This is a genomic window from Kitasatospora purpeofusca, assembly GCF_000718025.1.
GTDB lineage: Bacteria > Actinomycetota > Actinomycetes > Streptomycetales > Streptomycetaceae > Kitasatospora > Kitasatospora purpeofusca.
Map to the genome: position 1 here is coordinate 1 of NZ_JODS01000051.1, position 12,994 is coordinate 12,994.

Annotated in this window: 15 protein-coding genes; 6 read left to right on the forward strand and 9 right to left on the reverse strand. The window is 70.1% G+C overall.

Annotation, left to right across the window (positions count from 1 at the left end; all coding sequences use genetic code 11):
- Positions 1-477 precede the first annotated feature (477 nt).
- The 4 genes from IF01_RS46455 to IF01_RS0139220 all read left to right on the forward strand — a co-directional run bounded on the left by IF01_RS46455 (position 478) and on the right by IF01_RS0139220 (position 5,047).
- Positions 478-2,769, forward strand: coding sequence for a pentapeptide repeat-containing protein (locus IF01_RS46455; protein ID WP_051757128.1), 2,292 nt, complete (start codon positions 478-480; stop codon positions 2,767-2,769).
- A 234-nt stretch (positions 2,770-3,003) separates the two neighbouring features.
- Positions 3,004-3,660, forward strand: coding sequence for a hypothetical protein (locus IF01_RS0139210; protein WP_030398429.1), 657 nt, complete (start codon positions 3,004-3,006; stop codon positions 3,658-3,660).
- Between the two features lie 284 nt (positions 3,661-3,944).
- On the forward strand, positions 3,945-4,622 hold the full coding sequence (locus IF01_RS0139215) for a P-loop NTPase family protein (protein ID WP_244215777.1): 678 nt from the start codon (positions 3,945-3,947) through the stop codon (positions 4,620-4,622).
- Positions 4,619-5,047 carry a hypothetical protein gene (locus tag IF01_RS0139220; protein ID WP_030398431.1) on the forward strand — a complete coding sequence of 143 codons (429 nt, stop codon included), beginning with the start codon at positions 4,619-4,621 and terminating at the stop codon, positions 5,045-5,047. The genes IF01_RS0139215 and IF01_RS0139220 overlap by 4 nt, the downstream gene beginning before the upstream one ends.
- A gap of 127 nt (positions 5,048-5,174) precedes the next feature.
- On the opposite strand, the gene IF01_RS0139225 is transcribed toward IF01_RS0139220, so the two are convergent.
- The 8 genes from IF01_RS0139225 to IF01_RS0139260 all read right to left on the reverse strand — a co-directional run bounded on the left by IF01_RS0139225 (position 5,175) and on the right by IF01_RS0139260 (position 11,203).
- Complete coding sequence (locus tag IF01_RS0139225) at positions 5,175-5,960, reverse strand: RNA polymerase sigma factor (protein WP_030398432.1); 786 nt, start codon at positions 5,958-5,960, stop codon at positions 5,175-5,177.
- Positions 5,950-6,390 (reverse strand): hypothetical protein, encoded by a 441-nt coding sequence (locus IF01_RS0139230; protein ID WP_030398433.1) that lies wholly within the window; start codon positions 6,388-6,390, stop codon positions 5,950-5,952. Before IF01_RS0139230 ends, IF01_RS0139225 begins: the two co-directional genes overlap by 11 nt.
- A 565-nt stretch (positions 6,391-6,955) precedes the next feature.
- The gene (locus IF01_RS0139235; RefSeq protein ID WP_051757129.1) at positions 6,956-8,113 is read right to left on the reverse strand and encodes a hypothetical protein; all 1,158 of its coding nucleotides are present in this window, start codon (positions 8,111-8,113) and stop codon (positions 6,956-6,958) included.
- A gap of 909 nt (positions 8,114-9,022) precedes the next feature.
- Positions 9,023-9,436 carry a hypothetical protein gene (locus IF01_RS0139240; protein ID WP_030398435.1) on the reverse strand — a complete coding sequence of 138 codons (414 nt, stop codon included), beginning with the start codon at positions 9,434-9,436 and terminating at the stop codon, positions 9,023-9,025.
- A gap of 24 nt (positions 9,437-9,460) precedes the next feature.
- Positions 9,461-9,649: a hypothetical protein gene (locus tag IF01_RS0139245; RefSeq protein WP_030398436.1), complete on the reverse strand. Its 189-nt coding sequence runs from the start codon at positions 9,647-9,649 to the stop codon at positions 9,461-9,463.
- Between the two features lie 79 nt (positions 9,650-9,728).
- Positions 9,729-10,499 (reverse strand): hypothetical protein, encoded by a 771-nt coding sequence (locus IF01_RS0139250; RefSeq protein ID WP_051757130.1) that lies wholly within the window; start codon positions 10,497-10,499, stop codon positions 9,729-9,731.
- 129 nt (positions 10,500-10,628) lie between these two features.
- Positions 10,629-10,883: a hypothetical protein gene (locus IF01_RS0139255; RefSeq protein ID WP_030398438.1), complete on the reverse strand. Its 255-nt coding sequence runs from the start codon at positions 10,881-10,883 to the stop codon at positions 10,629-10,631.
- A 56-nt stretch (positions 10,884-10,939) separates the two neighbouring features.
- Complete coding sequence (locus IF01_RS0139260) at positions 10,940-11,203, reverse strand: hypothetical protein (RefSeq protein WP_157855479.1); 264 nt, start codon at positions 11,201-11,203, stop codon at positions 10,940-10,942.
- Positions 11,204-11,457: 254 nt separating this feature from the next.
- On the opposite strand from IF01_RS0139260, the gene IF01_RS43125 reads away from it, so the two are divergent.
- Positions 11,458-11,751 (forward strand): helix-turn-helix domain-containing protein, encoded by a 294-nt coding sequence (locus IF01_RS43125; protein WP_078880723.1) that lies wholly within the window; start codon positions 11,458-11,460, stop codon positions 11,749-11,751.
- An 83-nt stretch (positions 11,752-11,834) separates the two neighbouring features.
- Positions 11,835-12,338, forward strand: coding sequence for a helix-turn-helix domain-containing protein (locus IF01_RS0139270; RefSeq protein WP_157855480.1), 504 nt, complete (start codon positions 11,835-11,837; stop codon positions 12,336-12,338).
- A gap of 73 nt (positions 12,339-12,411) precedes the next feature.
- Here the strand turns inward: IF01_RS0139270 and IF01_RS0139275 are convergent, their stop codons facing one another.
- Positions 12,412-12,987, reverse strand: coding sequence for a GNAT family N-acetyltransferase (locus IF01_RS0139275; RefSeq protein ID WP_030398441.1), 576 nt, complete (start codon positions 12,985-12,987; stop codon positions 12,412-12,414).
- Positions 12,988-12,994 lie beyond the last annotated feature (7 nt).

A 12,994-nucleotide genomic window follows, 5' to 3' on the forward strand; every position in this document is an offset into this window, starting at 1 on the left:
TCAGCGGTCAGGCCCCCACCCTGCGCATACCGCATACCACCGGCATACCGCAGGGATCACTACCTGTCACCACCGACAACAGAACGAAAACCTCAGTAAGTGGGTACGAGAGCTGAACACTCATGCGTCACTCGACGAATTCACCGGTCGCGTGCGGACGAACACGAGCAGTGATCGATCTACCGGCGGGTAGAAGTGGCCGCCACATACAATCCCGCTGGTCACAGCCCGATCACCCTTCCCCCGCGTCTCCCTGTCCCGGCTCGGCCGCAGGGATGTCCAGCCTGGTGATCTACCTCACACCGAATGGCCGAAGGATCCCCTCAACTCGACCGCTGGCTGTGAGGCTTGTACATGGAGTGGGCCTCGAAGAGGCGGCCCCGCTCTCGGGCTGCGTCGTGCCGGCGCGGTCCGGGTTCGGTAACGACTCGAACGAACCTCGGCCGCGCCGGGGCGGCGGTGGAAGAGTCCACTGTCGTGACCACCAACACGGGCGCACCGCCCTGGCCCGCGTGCGGCTTCGGACCCGCCCCCGTCAACACCGGCTGCCGGGGCCGTTCGGTGGACCCCTACGTCGCGTGCCTCGAACACCTCACTGACCAAGAACGCGCCGCCTACCTCACCGCCCTCGCGCCGGGCAGCGCCCTCGACCATCGCGGCACCGTCATCACCTCTGTCTGTCTGGTCGAACTTCTGGCAGCGGTCGTCGACCAGAACACCGACACGCCCTGCCCTGGCGACTCCTACTTCGGGGGCGTCACGTTCGCCGGTGACGCCGACTTCGAGGGTGTCACGTTCGCCGGTAACGCCGACTTCGGGGGCGTCACGTTCGCCGGTGACGCCGACTTCGAGGATGCCGCGTTCACCGGTAACGCCGACTTCGAGGGCGTCAGGTTCTCCAGCTACGCCAACTTCGAGGATGTCGCGTTCGCCGGTAACGCCGCCTTCATGAGTGTCGCGTTCACCGGTGACGCCGACTTCGAGGGCGTCAGGTTCTCCAGCTACGCCAACTTCGGGGGCGCCACGTTCGCCAGTGACGCCGCCTTCAAGGGCGCCACGTTCACCCGTCACGCCGACTTCGACGGCGTCAGGTTCTCCAGCTACGCCGACTTCGAGGATGTCGCGTTCGCCGGTAACGCCGCCTTCGCGAGTGCCACGTTCACCGGCGATACCAACTTCGCGGGTGCCACGTTCGCCGGCTACGCCCGCTTCTGGAACGCCAGGTTCACCGACGCCCAGTTCCTGAGCGCTACGTTCACCGGCCGCGGTGACTTCGGGTACAGCAAGTTCACTGGCCGTGCCGACTTCCTCGGCGTCACGTTCACCTACGACGCCGACTTCAGGAAGGTCACGTTCACCCGCGGCGCCCACTTCGAGGACGTCACGTTCACCGGCTACGCCCGTTTCATGGATGTCACGTTCACCGGTGGCGCCGACTTCGGGAATGCCACGTTCACCGGTAACGCCGCCTTCGCGAAGGCCACGTTCTCCAGCGACGCCGACTTCGTGGGTGTCACGTTCGCCGGCTACGCCCACTTCGTGGGTGTCACGTTCGCCGGCGACGCCGAGTTCGGGAGCGTCACGTTCACCGGCGACGCCGACTTCCGAGGCTCGGTGTTCTCGAAGAACGCGAGTTTCAGGCGGGCGCAGATCCAGCAGGCCGGCGAATGGGACCTCGTGTGCGACGGTGTACTGCAGTTCGACGAGGCCGTCTTCCAGCGGCCGGTCCTGGTGCGGGCGGCCGCCCGCACCGTCGAGTTCCGGCGTACGCACTTCGTCTCCACCGCCCACCTCAGGCTGAAGTACGCCACCGTCGACCTGACCGACGCCGTCCTCGAAGCCCCGACGACCGTCGCTCCCGCCAACACCCGATTCATCACCCCGCCCGGCACCGCCTCCACCCTGCTCGATCCGCCGCGGGGCGCCGCCCTCGTCTACCCGGCGGTGAAGGTGGCGTCCGTCAGCGGAGTGGACGCCGCGCACCTGGTCCTGGCCGACGTCGATCTCATCGACTGTCACTTCGCCGGCGCCGTCCACCTGGACCAGCTGCGGATGGACGGCCACTGCACCCTCGCCCAGCCGCCCACCGGCCTACGGCGCCGGCGCCTGCTCCCGGTGCGGCACACCCGCCGCTCGGTGATCGCCGAGGAACGGCACTGGCAGCACGCCCGGTCGGCCGACGGCGGCGGATGGCCGGCACCCGCCGCCGGGCCGACCGGTGCAGGCCCGGCGGCGCTGGCGGCGGTGTACCGGCAGCTGCGCAAGTCGCTGGAGGACGGGAAGAACGAGGCGGAGGCCGCGGACTTCTACTACGGCGAGATGCAGATGCGCCGCCACAACCGGGCCCGCCCGGGCGGGGAGCGGGCGCTGCTCGCGTTCTACTGGGCGGTGTCCGGCTACGGGCAGCGGGCCTCGCGGGCGTTCGGCTGGCTGCTCGCCGCGATGGCGACCACGCTCGCGGGGATGGTGCTGTGGGGTCTGCCGGTGGACGACCCGAAGCCGCTGTCGCAGGGCGACGTGGTGGCCGGGCACGTCACGCTGGTCACCGACACCCCGCCCCCCGTCAACCCCAAGGGGCCCCTCACCGGGCGGGTCACGGGCAAGCGCACGGAGAAGGCCGGCCGGGTGGTGGTCAACTCGGTGATCTTCCGTTCCTCCGGACAGAACCTCACCACCGCCGGCACCTACCTGGAGATGGCCTCCCGCCTGACCGAACCCGTCCTCCTGGGCTTCGGCCTCCTCGCTGTCCGCAGCCGCGTCAAACGCTGACCGCGAACCCTGGTCGGACCGCGGCCGCGCACCCGGCCGAGGTCCGACCGGCCCGGGCCGGGCGAGAGGGGTGTGCCCAACCAGCCGGGCGTGTTCTCGTGGTGAGCAGCAGCACTGCACGGCGAGAGCGAGGCCGGGGCGCAGCATTCGACCATGGCCGACTCCCAGCCTGCCGACCTGTCGAAACGAGCGGAAGCCACACCCGGGCGCCTTAGCTCCCGGCATAGTGCTGGGATGACCGTGACACCGGACCCCCTCTGCCTCCCCGCCCGACGCCGCCGCCACGCCAGGCTGATCCTCGGCCTCACCACGCTGATCGGCGCCTGCGCCGAGGCCGCCGGCGAGGTCTACCGGCCGATCGCCCACGCCCCTGCCGGGCAGGAGGCCGTGGAGGTGACGCGTTGGCCGGTCGTCCAGGTCAGCGGCACGGCCGCGAGCCTGCTGGACATGGCCCGGGCCGAGGACGACGCCCGCTGGCCGGCCGCCGTCGCGCAGGAGCGCGACGCCACCCGCCGCACGTATGCGGCGCGGTGCGCGGTGGCCACCGCGCAGGCCCTCCTCGAGTCGGCGGAGAGCGGGTCGGGCGTACCGCTGCCGACGGTGGAACAGGCGGCCGCGATGCAGTTGGCGGGCGCGGGCGACGAGGTCGCCGCGTGCTGGCGGGAGGATCCGCAGGAGGCCGTCGCGCTGGTGAGCGACCTGGTGGCCGGCGGAGAGCTCGGCGTCGACGAGGTCCTGGACCAGGCCGTCGACTCCGCTGTGCTGGCCGGACTGATGGCACTGCAGGCCGCCCGCGCCGAAACGGACCCGACCATGACGGCCGAGCTGTGTCTGGCCGCTGTGCCCCACCTCGTCCTGGCCGTCGCGCTCGCGTCCGCGGACCTCGACTGAGCCTCGGCCGGAGTCCGGCGCCCGGATCCACCACCGGGACCGTCACGGGCGGCAGATCCTGCCCGAGCATCGGCGCCCCGACACATCGACCGGCCGATCGGACCCGCACGCGCCCGGCGGCGGGACGCCGGTGACAGTGGCTCGGCCGGCGCGGTCCAGCCCCTCGCCCGGGTGCGGAGCGCGGCCGGACGCGGCCCCCTCCCCGTGTCCGGCCGTCCCGGGCCGGGGCGAGGCTGCGGCCTTGCGCAGTTCCGGGACCCCTCAGTCCCGGTAGCGTGGGCGGCATGGTGAAGAAACGACCCATCCCGCCGCAGGGCCGCCGCGTCGGTGTCCTCGGCAAGGGCGGGACCACGAAGTCCACGACGCTCGGACACCTGCTCGCGCACTGGTCGGACCGCGGGATCCCCGTGGCCGCCGCGGACCAGGACATCCCCGGTGACGGCGAGGTCGGCTCGCTCCTCACCTGGGCCCGGACCCAGAACCTGGGCGGCACCGTCCACCCGCCCATCCCCCACACCCGGCTGCGGGAGGAGACCCGCCGTCTGACCCCGCCCGGCGGCATCTTCGCCGTCGACACCGAGGCGTGGAAGAAGGTCGCCGGCGGCCCCCACTTCTCTGTCCTGGCCGCCGTCGACCTCGCGGTCTGGTTCATGCAGCCCACCGACACGGAGATGGAGCGCTCCGGCTCGGTCTTCGGTGCCATCGACCACCTCACGGCGGTCGGGGCGGCCAACGTCCCCCGCCTCGTGATCGTCCTGTCGATGGTCAACCGCCAGTCCAAGGCGCACATCGAGACCCGGGCCGCACTCACGGACGAGGGCTACCACGTCCTGGAGACGATGATCCCGTTCACCCAGGCCAGCCGCGGCTACGCCCACGCGGTCGGCAAACCCGTGCGCCTCGTCGACAACAGCCCCATGGACCTCCTGGCGGCCGAACTCCTGGAAGAGATGAGCAAGTGAGCACCGCGAAGAAGACCGGCACCGCGAAGAAGACCGGCACCGCCTCGGACAAGGCGGCGGCCCTGCGCTCCGGGCGCACCAACCGCTCCCGCACCCTCACCGGCGGACCCTCCGCCGCCGCGCCCCAGGGCAGTGCCCCCACGGGAACCCCCGCGACGCCCGAGACGGACCGGACCGCCGCCGCGCCTGCGGCATCCGGGCGGAAGGCTGACGGGGACGGGCGCCGCGGCCACTTCCGCAAATTGAGCGTCGAGATGACACCGGAGGAGCACCGCGACCTCAAGCAGTGGCTGCTCAACGCGTTCGACTCCGACACCAAGGCCACCCCTGTCATCAAGGCCCTGCTCGCCGAGGCCTACCACGACACCGCCTTCACCGACCGGGTCCGCCGACGCCTCCAGCGCGAGGCCGGCCCCCGGCTCTGACGCCGAACCGGTGAGGGCCCGGAGCGCCGAAGCGCTCCGGGCCCTCACCGGTCTTCCGCACCTCCGGGCGACCGGGAGGTCACCACCGGGCGAGGCCGCCGGCAGGCCTCGGCCGACCGATCGGGAGTCAGGGCACGAGCCCCATGATCCGCTCCCGTTGTCCGAGCAGCACCTTCCTCGCGTACCGCCGGTGCGAGCGCACGGTGGCCGGTTCCAGGTCGAGCTTCTTCCCGATCTGGGAGTCGGTCCAGCCGTCCGCGGTGAGGACCAGGACCTGCGCCTGCCGCTGCGGCAGGGACCTCAGGAGGTCGCGGGCGAAGTCCGCCGTCACGATCTCCTCCGGGCTGCGTTCGAAGCCGCCGGCGGGCGCACTCTCGAAGAAGGCCAGCAGGCTGCTGGACGAGACCGCGAACTCGCGCAAGGACTTCCCCATCGCGCGGTACGCCTTGTTGACCGCCACCGTCCGCAGGTACCCGCCCGGCTCCTTCATCCTGCCGATGCGGGGCCAGTTGAGGACCGCCAGCTCCAGGGTGTCCTGGACGATGTCCTCCACGTCGACGCCGTCGTGCCAGCCCTGCTGCACAAGGACCGTGCGCACCAGGGCGATGAGCCGCTTGCGGTGCTCGGCGTGGAACTCGTCGAAGTCGGCGACCGGCAGGTGCTCCGCCCTGTGGAACGGGACCCCGTCGACATCGCCGTAGGCCTTCTGCCGGGCCCGGTCGCTGCCCGGGGCGGGCGGGGCGGCGCCGTCGGCCTCGCCGGCCGGGTCGGCCGGGTCGGCCGGGTGCTGCGCCTGGTCGAGGATCTCGTACATCCGGGCGCGGACCTGCTCGCTCTGGCCGTGGTCCGGGCCGTACGGCCGGACGTCGACGGAGACGGTCAGGCTGTACGGCTCGCGGGTCTCAGCGGTCACCGTCGAGGTCCTCCCCGCCCCCGGTCCCGGAGGGCGCGCCGGACGCGACGTCCGGACGGTCGGTCCCGGCGTCGCGCTGGCGGGGCACGGACGCCGCCGCGGGCGCGGCCTGACGGGCCATCCGCGCGGCCCGCCGCTGGCGGAACCACCTGACCACGGCCAGGAGCGAGGTGGCGACGATCGAGACGATGGTGAGGACGGGCGCGAGGTCCTTCGCCAGCGCGGTCACCAGGGCCCACTGGGTCCACAACAGGGCCGCGGCCCCCGCGCCCAGCGCGAGGAGCATGGTGACGACCACCCCGACGTGGTGGTCCTGGATCCACACGTCGACCGCCTCGACGGCGCGACGCAGGACGGTCCGGACGCGGTGCGTCCGGTGAACGAGGCGCCGACGCATCTCGCGGATGCCGGCGCGCGCAGAAGAACCCATGACGGTCTCCCTGTTCGGGGGCCATCCCGAACCCCGGCAGGGTGCCGCGACCGCGCAGGCGGTCGCGGCACCCTGCCACTGGGCGACGGAAGCCCGCACCCCACTGCTCTCGCCAAAGATCTCGTGAAGTGACAGGCCCTGCTTGGCCCTTGTTGAGTTGTGCCAAACATTGAATCAGAGCCGGTCTGACGGGCACTCACCCGAAGCCCCTCGCCAGATGTGACATGGATCACGGGGGGCGGGAATCGGTTCGGGCTGCACGGTTTGTGCCCCAGGTGGTCTCTACTGGGTGATGGCGCCCCTGTATCCGGGGGTTCCTGAATTGTCATACCTCCCCGGTAGGGGGGCTGTGACCTCACCCGATGGGTGATGGAAGGTCTGGGAGCGACCTGCTCTCGCCAAAGATCTCGGGATCTCCCAGGCCTCTGCGAATGAAGTACGACGAGCCCCGGCCGCTGTGTGCGGCCGGGGCTCGTTGCGTTCGGCGCCGGAACCGTTGCGCCGGCACGCCCCACCGGCGACCCGGGGCTCGCGCCCGTCCAGCCCGTGCGCGGTGTGCGGTGGGTCAGCGCACCGCGTAGGCGCTCTCGGTCACGACGAGCGGGGCCCCGGCCGGCCCCTTGATGTACGGGCCGCGCCAGATGATCCGGTGCACTCCCTGGCTCGGGTACCACTGGCGGACCTTGTGCATCCGCACCGGGAAGCGGTGGTGGTACACCCGGTGCTCCTGCCCCGCGTCCTCGACCTCCCCGGCGGCCCGGGCGGGCGCGCCCAGCTGCACCACCCGCACGTCGGGCACGGCCGCGGACCTGGTGGCCCGGCCCTGGCGCGGAACCAGGCCGACGGCCGACGGCCGGTGGAGCGAGACCTCCATCGACTTCTGCGCGGCCAGGCGCCAGAACGCGAACATGTACCGGCGCACGAAGTCCTGCGTCGGGTCCTCGACGACCTGGCCGCCCGTCCACTCCCCGACCTCCTCCACCTGCCCGCGCACCTCGGTGGCACTCTGACGCAGATTCAACTGGACCTGCTGCGCGCTCCGGGAGACCTCGTGGAGCTGGGCCCTGTCCAGGTGCGCGAGCCGACCGTCGCCGCTCATGCCCACCACGCCGTCGGGAACGAGGAGCGGCAGCGGCATTCCCGAGGTGCGGGCCAGGGCGAGGGTGGCCCGCCACTCGTCGGGCTGGATGGGCCCGTCCCGGTCCATGAACGAGGTCACCCGTACTCCGGGGATCCCACCCTTCACCGGGGGCCAGGCGTTGAACAACTGGACCGGTGCCCATCCGAACGCGGCCGTGTCGGACAGCGCCCCGTTCCGGTTCGCGTGCACGATCGGCTCCGGCAGCATCAGCAGACCGGTCGGCGCCGGCAGGTCCGCCTCGCGGTCCAGCGTCGCGGTGTCGGCGATCTCCAGCGTCGCGGCCGCCGCCATCACCGCGGCGTGCGCCGCCGGCGAGATGACGAAAACCTCCGCGGTACGCAGCAGTTCCTGGTGGCGCCGGATCTCCCGCTCGGTGTGCCCGTTCAGGTCCCGGCTCCACGGAGGTGCGTCGCCCATCGCGCCGACGGTGATCGACAACGCGTACTGCCACGCCTGCTCGTCACTCAGCCCGCCGGCCACCAGGGCCATCCGGTAGCTGTCGCCGATGCCGTTGCTCGTGTTCTGGTGCATCATCGCCCGCACGAACGGGTGGTCGACCGTCTCCACGGTCTGGCGGATCATGTCGTGGCCACGTCGGGCCGCGCCCGCCGCCGACCACTCACCCACCCGGTCCCGCGACCTTTCCCGCTTCCCGCGGCTGGCCTTGCCCACGTGCGCTCCCTCCCCGGAGACATCAAAGATCCAGGGGATGCTGCCCAGGCGCGGCTCCCACCACGCCGACCACGCACAGTGAGGCCGAGAACGGGCACCGGCGCGACCCCTTCCCCGCGTCGAGTCGGTGCGCGAGGCCCGACCTGACCTCGACCCTGCCGATTTTTCTCTCTCACGTACCTTCAAAAAGAACGGGAACTACGGGAACTACGGGAACCGTGCAGGTCAGAGGCCTGAAAATCACGGAGGTCCCGTGACGGCCGAAAAGAACGGGAACTGTGCAGGTCAGAGCCCCTTTGACCCCTCCCGAAGCGGGTGGCTGCCGGGAGCCCGCAACGCTCTGACCTGCACAGTTCCCGTAGTTCCCGTTCTCGGAAGTGAGAACGGGAACCGGATCGGGAACCGCGACCCTGCTTGACAGCCCGGATAGGATCGCCACCAGGCACGCAAAGCGGCCGACCAGGCGAGTACCGGTTCCCGATCCGGTTCCCGATCCGGGGTCGCAGACGGACAGGGCCACCCCCGAGAACCCCGAACGGGGACGAGAACCCTGCTGCGCCTGGGGAGACCCCACGCCGGCCGTTTCGCAGGGTCCGAAGCGAAGAACCCACCCCCGTGAGCGGTCGATTTGACACGCGGGATAGGATCGCCATAGCTGACGCACCGCGTCGCCCACCGCGATTCCCCGCCAGCACAAGAACCCGGCACACCAAGAGGGCCCGCACCGTCGCAACGGTGCGGGCCCTCTTCACGTCCGAAGCCGGCGCGGGCTGTCCCGCCCTCAGGTGACAGACAGTGAAATCCGCCGAGCCTCCCCTGTCACCCGTCGACCGGGTCCACGGCCACGCCGGTCAGCCAGACCAGGTACTCCTGGCGCAGATAGGCGCGGCCGGCGTCGGGCCCGCCGCGCCACTCCACCGAACCGGGCGGGTACACGCCGGCCACCTCGTCGCCGTACTCCAGATCGTGCGCCATCAGCCGGCCCGCGGAGTCCCGCGCCGCCTCCAGGTCGCCGTCCTCGCGTGTCGTCCACCACCGCCGGTCGTCCACCGCGGCCAGGCGCAGCAGCACCTCCCGCTGCTCGGCCGCGGTGACGGGCGGGCAGAAGGCCGGCCGGTGCCCGGGCTCCAGCTCCTGGACCAGCTTCGTCACGGCCGTGGCCTCCGCGCCGAACTCGGGCGCCTCGGCGTAGGCCTCGTCGGCGCTGGGGGCGTCGAACACGATGTACGTCATCATGATCTCCTTGTCGTCCGCGGTTCAGGCGCGGCGCAGCTCGCGGCTGTGGCAGAGGACCGGGGCGATGAGCAGCCCGAGCCCGTTGACGGTCCATCGGCCCGCGGTCAGGGGGCCGGGCTCGACCTCGTCCACGATGTACCCGGTCCGGCCGACCGCCCTGGGGTCGTCCTCGCACGCGACGATTTCCACCTTGTCACCGGCATTGAACATGGGATTCCTCCTTGAAAGGTGAGATCGGGGGAGCCTGCCCGGCACCTCCGAGGTGTTCAGCAGTTCCGCAGTCCCGGGATCAGGCAGCGGAAGACCGGGAGGCGGGCTCGTCCCGGGCCGCCTCGTCCCGCAGCCGCAGCTCGGCAAGGGTGATCCGGTGGACTACGCCCTTGCGCTGCTCGCGCAGGATCGTCACGTCCTTGCCCAGGTGGTCCCGGATCTCCTGCTCGCGCCGTTCGGCGTACGCGAAGGCCTCCGGATCGGTCCGCAGGGTGCGCAGGAACGCGCCCTTGCCGCCCCGTACGCACAGGCCTCGGCAGTTGTTGTGGCCGTGACCGTCGCGGTACAGCTGCGGGATCTCGATCCCGCAGGCCCGGGCTTCCCCGAACAGTTCCTCCTTGTCGGCTGGCCGCTCGTCCCACTCGGCGAGGGGGAAGACCACCGGCCAGGGCGACCAGCCGCGCACGATGGACGGCATGCGGGCCCGGTCGTGCCGGGTACCTTCGATGCCGACGTAGAGCACGGTGTCGTCCGCGTCGCAGTTCGCCTCGATCCAGTCCCGGCAGGGCTTCTGCTTGAGCCAGTAGCTGCACGGCGCGAGCCGGTTGTTGCCCAGGTACCTGACGTTCAGGAAGACGTCCCACGGATCGCGGCCCTGGGGGTCGGAGACCACGGTCAGCGGGGTCCGGAAGTGTGCGGCGACGTCGCCGGCGAACCTCCACAGGTCCGGGTGCTCGGCGCGCGCGTCGGCGATCAGCAGCACCATGTCGCCGGTGCCGTACCGTTCGGCGACGCGGAGCGCGGCGGCGAACGACCCGATCCCGCCGCTGAACTGGACCACGTGCTTCATCTGTTTCCTCCTGTGGTCGAGGAGTCCCGCAGTCCCGGGACTCCCTGATGGGGTTTTGCCCACCCCGATCACCGGTGGGCCTGCGCTGATCAGCCGCGCGGCGAACATCCCGCAATCCCGGGACACGTTCTAGAAGAAGGCGAGGAGCAGCGAGCCGACGGCCCGTAGCACGGCGCCGACGACTCGGAAGGGCGAGCGGACCAGGACTACGAGGATCGAGCAGCCGGTCGCCTTCGCCAGCAGCGAGGCGAGCACCGCGTAGGCGACGCCCGCCGCGTTGGCCGGGGGGATCGTGCCCGAGCTCGCCGCCCACAGGCCCGCCAGAGCGGCGCCGAGGACGGACAGGACGGTGATCATGCTCAGGGTCTGCCGGTCGATGTTCACTGCCCCTCCTCAGGGTTGATCCTCAATCCCGCGATCCCGGGACTCCGCAGTCGAGATCAGTACTCGGTCACGAGGTCGTGGTTGTCCTCGCACCAGCGGCACGGGATGCCGGCCTCGTCCAGCTCGTCGTGCAGCCGGCCGCCGACCCATCCGGCCGAGAACAGCACGGCCGTCAGCGGGAGCGCTGACACCCCCAGCCAGTCGGGTACCAGCCGACCGGTCGTCGCGATCACGCCCGCAGCGAGCAGTGGGAGCGGGCGCACGTCCGGGTGGTGCGCCAGCCACATGAGCGCGGCACGAGTCCGCCACGATCTGATCATCAGTACGAGACTCACAGGATCCCCTCCAGTGCTGGACATCGACTGGCTGCTGTGGAGCGACGTGCGGAGTTTAAAGTCCCGGGATCCCGGGACTAAGTCGCCGAATGATGCGATGTAGCGACCCGGGTAGGGCTGCTTGTTGCCTCCCATGACTAGTGAGAAGCTGTTCAGGTGGCTTGTCAGCGTTGTCAGGCGAGCAGCAATAACAAGTTAGCACTCATGTAGTGCTCTGTGAAGGGTTTCGGTGTAGCGTCATGGCTAAGCGAATCAATCAGGAGGACACGATGCTGGACGAGGCGCTCGACGCGAAACTCAAGGAGAGGGCGGACGCCCGGGCGTCGTCCGATGACCTGCCGACGCCTGAGGAGAGGGGGCGGATTCGGAAGGCACTCAAGCTCAAGCAGTCGGATGTGGCCGAGATTCTTGGGGTGCACCGTCTGACAGTCGGCGCTTGGGAGAGGGGTGAGTACGAGCCGAAGGGCGAGACGCGAGCCACCTACATCAAGTTGCTGCACAAGATGCAGCAGCGACTGGGGGAGTCCGAGTAGGGGGACTGACGATGTTGGTCGAGGAAGGACGGACCGCTGTCTATCGGTTTTACGACGCGGCCGACTAGCTGCTCTATGTCGGGGTGGCGAAGGATCCTTGGCAGCGCTGGGTGGTCCACCGGCAGGAGAAGGAATGGTGGCCTGGGGTCTCCACTCGAGAGATTGAGTGGTACGACACGCGAACCGAAGCGCTTGCTCAGGAGGCGCGGGAGATCGCAGGAAGGAGGCCGCTGCACAACATCCACGGCGGTTGGCAATACCTCATCGAGGACCAGTGGGTACTCGCGGACGGTGAGTCGAGTGACCTGTTCATCCCAGAGCAGTACAGGCGCAGGGAAGCCGCTGCTCAAGTCGCGAAGCAGATCTCGCAGGTCCCTCACCTACCCCGGATTACCCTTCCGTCGCCAGCCGAACGACTCCGCATTCGTACTGACTTCGGGATCTCGAAGGCGGCGCTGGCTCGGCTGCTCGGTGTCTACGACCTCACCTTGTCGCGCTGGGAGAACGGGAAGAGCACACCACAGGGCGACAACCTCCTCCGGTACGCACAGGCGTTGCAGTCGATGGCCGACCACGAGCAGCCATAGGTACAGGCAGCAAGCGAGGGCAGGCACTGAATAGCCAGTGCCTGCCCTCGCTTGCTGCCTGATCGCGGGTCGCTCAGCTCCGCTTCGCGGTACATCTCTGGGCCTGAGCAGACCATTCGTCAGCCAGGAGTGAGTACAAGACGCTGTCTCGCCAGGCGTTGTTGGTGAAGACGTGATCGCGCAGTACGCCTTCCCTGGAAAATCCAAGACGTTCCACGACGGCGATGGAGGCTGCGTTGTCAGGGCCGATCGCTGCGCTCACGCGGTGGAGCCCCAGTTCCTCGAACCCGAGCCGGATGATGGCCCTGGCCGCGTCCGTTGCGTACCCGAGCCCCCAGTGGCCTGCGGCGACGGCGTAGCCGAGCTTGCCCGCTTTGACGCCGGCGAGGCCGATCCGTACGAACCCGACGACCCGTTGCTCGTCCTCCAGGGGCGTCACCGCGAGGTAGTACTCGTCGCGGGGCTCCAGCCGGGCCCGTTCGACTGCTCCGTCGAGCATGGCCCGGGTCTGCTCGGGCGTGCGGCTATCGAACGAGAGCCATCGGGTTACCTGGTCATCACCGACGATCAGGAGTGCATCGGCGACGTCATCGGCCCTGAACTCGCGGAGGGCGACCCGTGAGCCGGTGAGGTGAACGGGGTACGGCACGGCATCT

What these genes read in the sequence shown, in the direction of transcription:
- IF01_RS0139240 (WP_030398435.1), bottom strand. Translation starts at nt 9,436, where the DNA reads ATGACGTACATCGTGTTCGACGCCCCCAGCGCCGACGAGGCCTACGCC.
- IF01_RS0139235 (WP_051757129.1), bottom strand. Translation starts at nt 8,113, where the DNA reads ATGATCCGCCAGACCGTGGAGACGGTCGACCACCCGTTCGTGCGGGCG.
- IF01_RS0139210 (WP_030398429.1), top strand. Translation starts at nt 3,004, where the DNA reads ATGACCGTGACACCGGACCCCCTCTGCCTCCCCGCCCGACGCCGCCGC.
- IF01_RS0139230 (WP_030398433.1), bottom strand. Translation starts at nt 6,390, where the DNA reads ATGGGTTCTTCTGCGCGCGCCGGCATCCGCGAGATGCGTCGGCGCCTC.
- IF01_RS43125 (WP_078880723.1), top strand. Translation starts at nt 11,458, where the DNA reads ATGGCTAAGCGAATCAATCAGGAGGACACGATGCTGGACGAGGCGCTC.
- IF01_RS0139250 (WP_051757130.1), bottom strand. Translation starts at nt 10,499, where the DNA reads ATGAAGCACGTGGTCCAGTTCAGCGGCGGGATCGGGTCGTTCGCCGCC.
- IF01_RS0139260 (WP_157855479.1), bottom strand. Translation starts at nt 11,203, where the DNA reads ATGATCAGATCGTGGCGGACTCGTGCCGCGCTCATGTGGCTGGCGCAC.
- IF01_RS0139245 (WP_030398436.1), bottom strand. Translation starts at nt 9,649, where the DNA reads ATGTTCAATGCCGGTGACAAGGTGGAAATCGTCGCGTGCGAGGACGAC.
- IF01_RS0139215 (WP_244215777.1), top strand. Translation starts at nt 3,945, where the DNA reads ATGGTGAAGAAACGACCCATCCCGCCGCAGGGCCGCCGCGTCGGTGTC.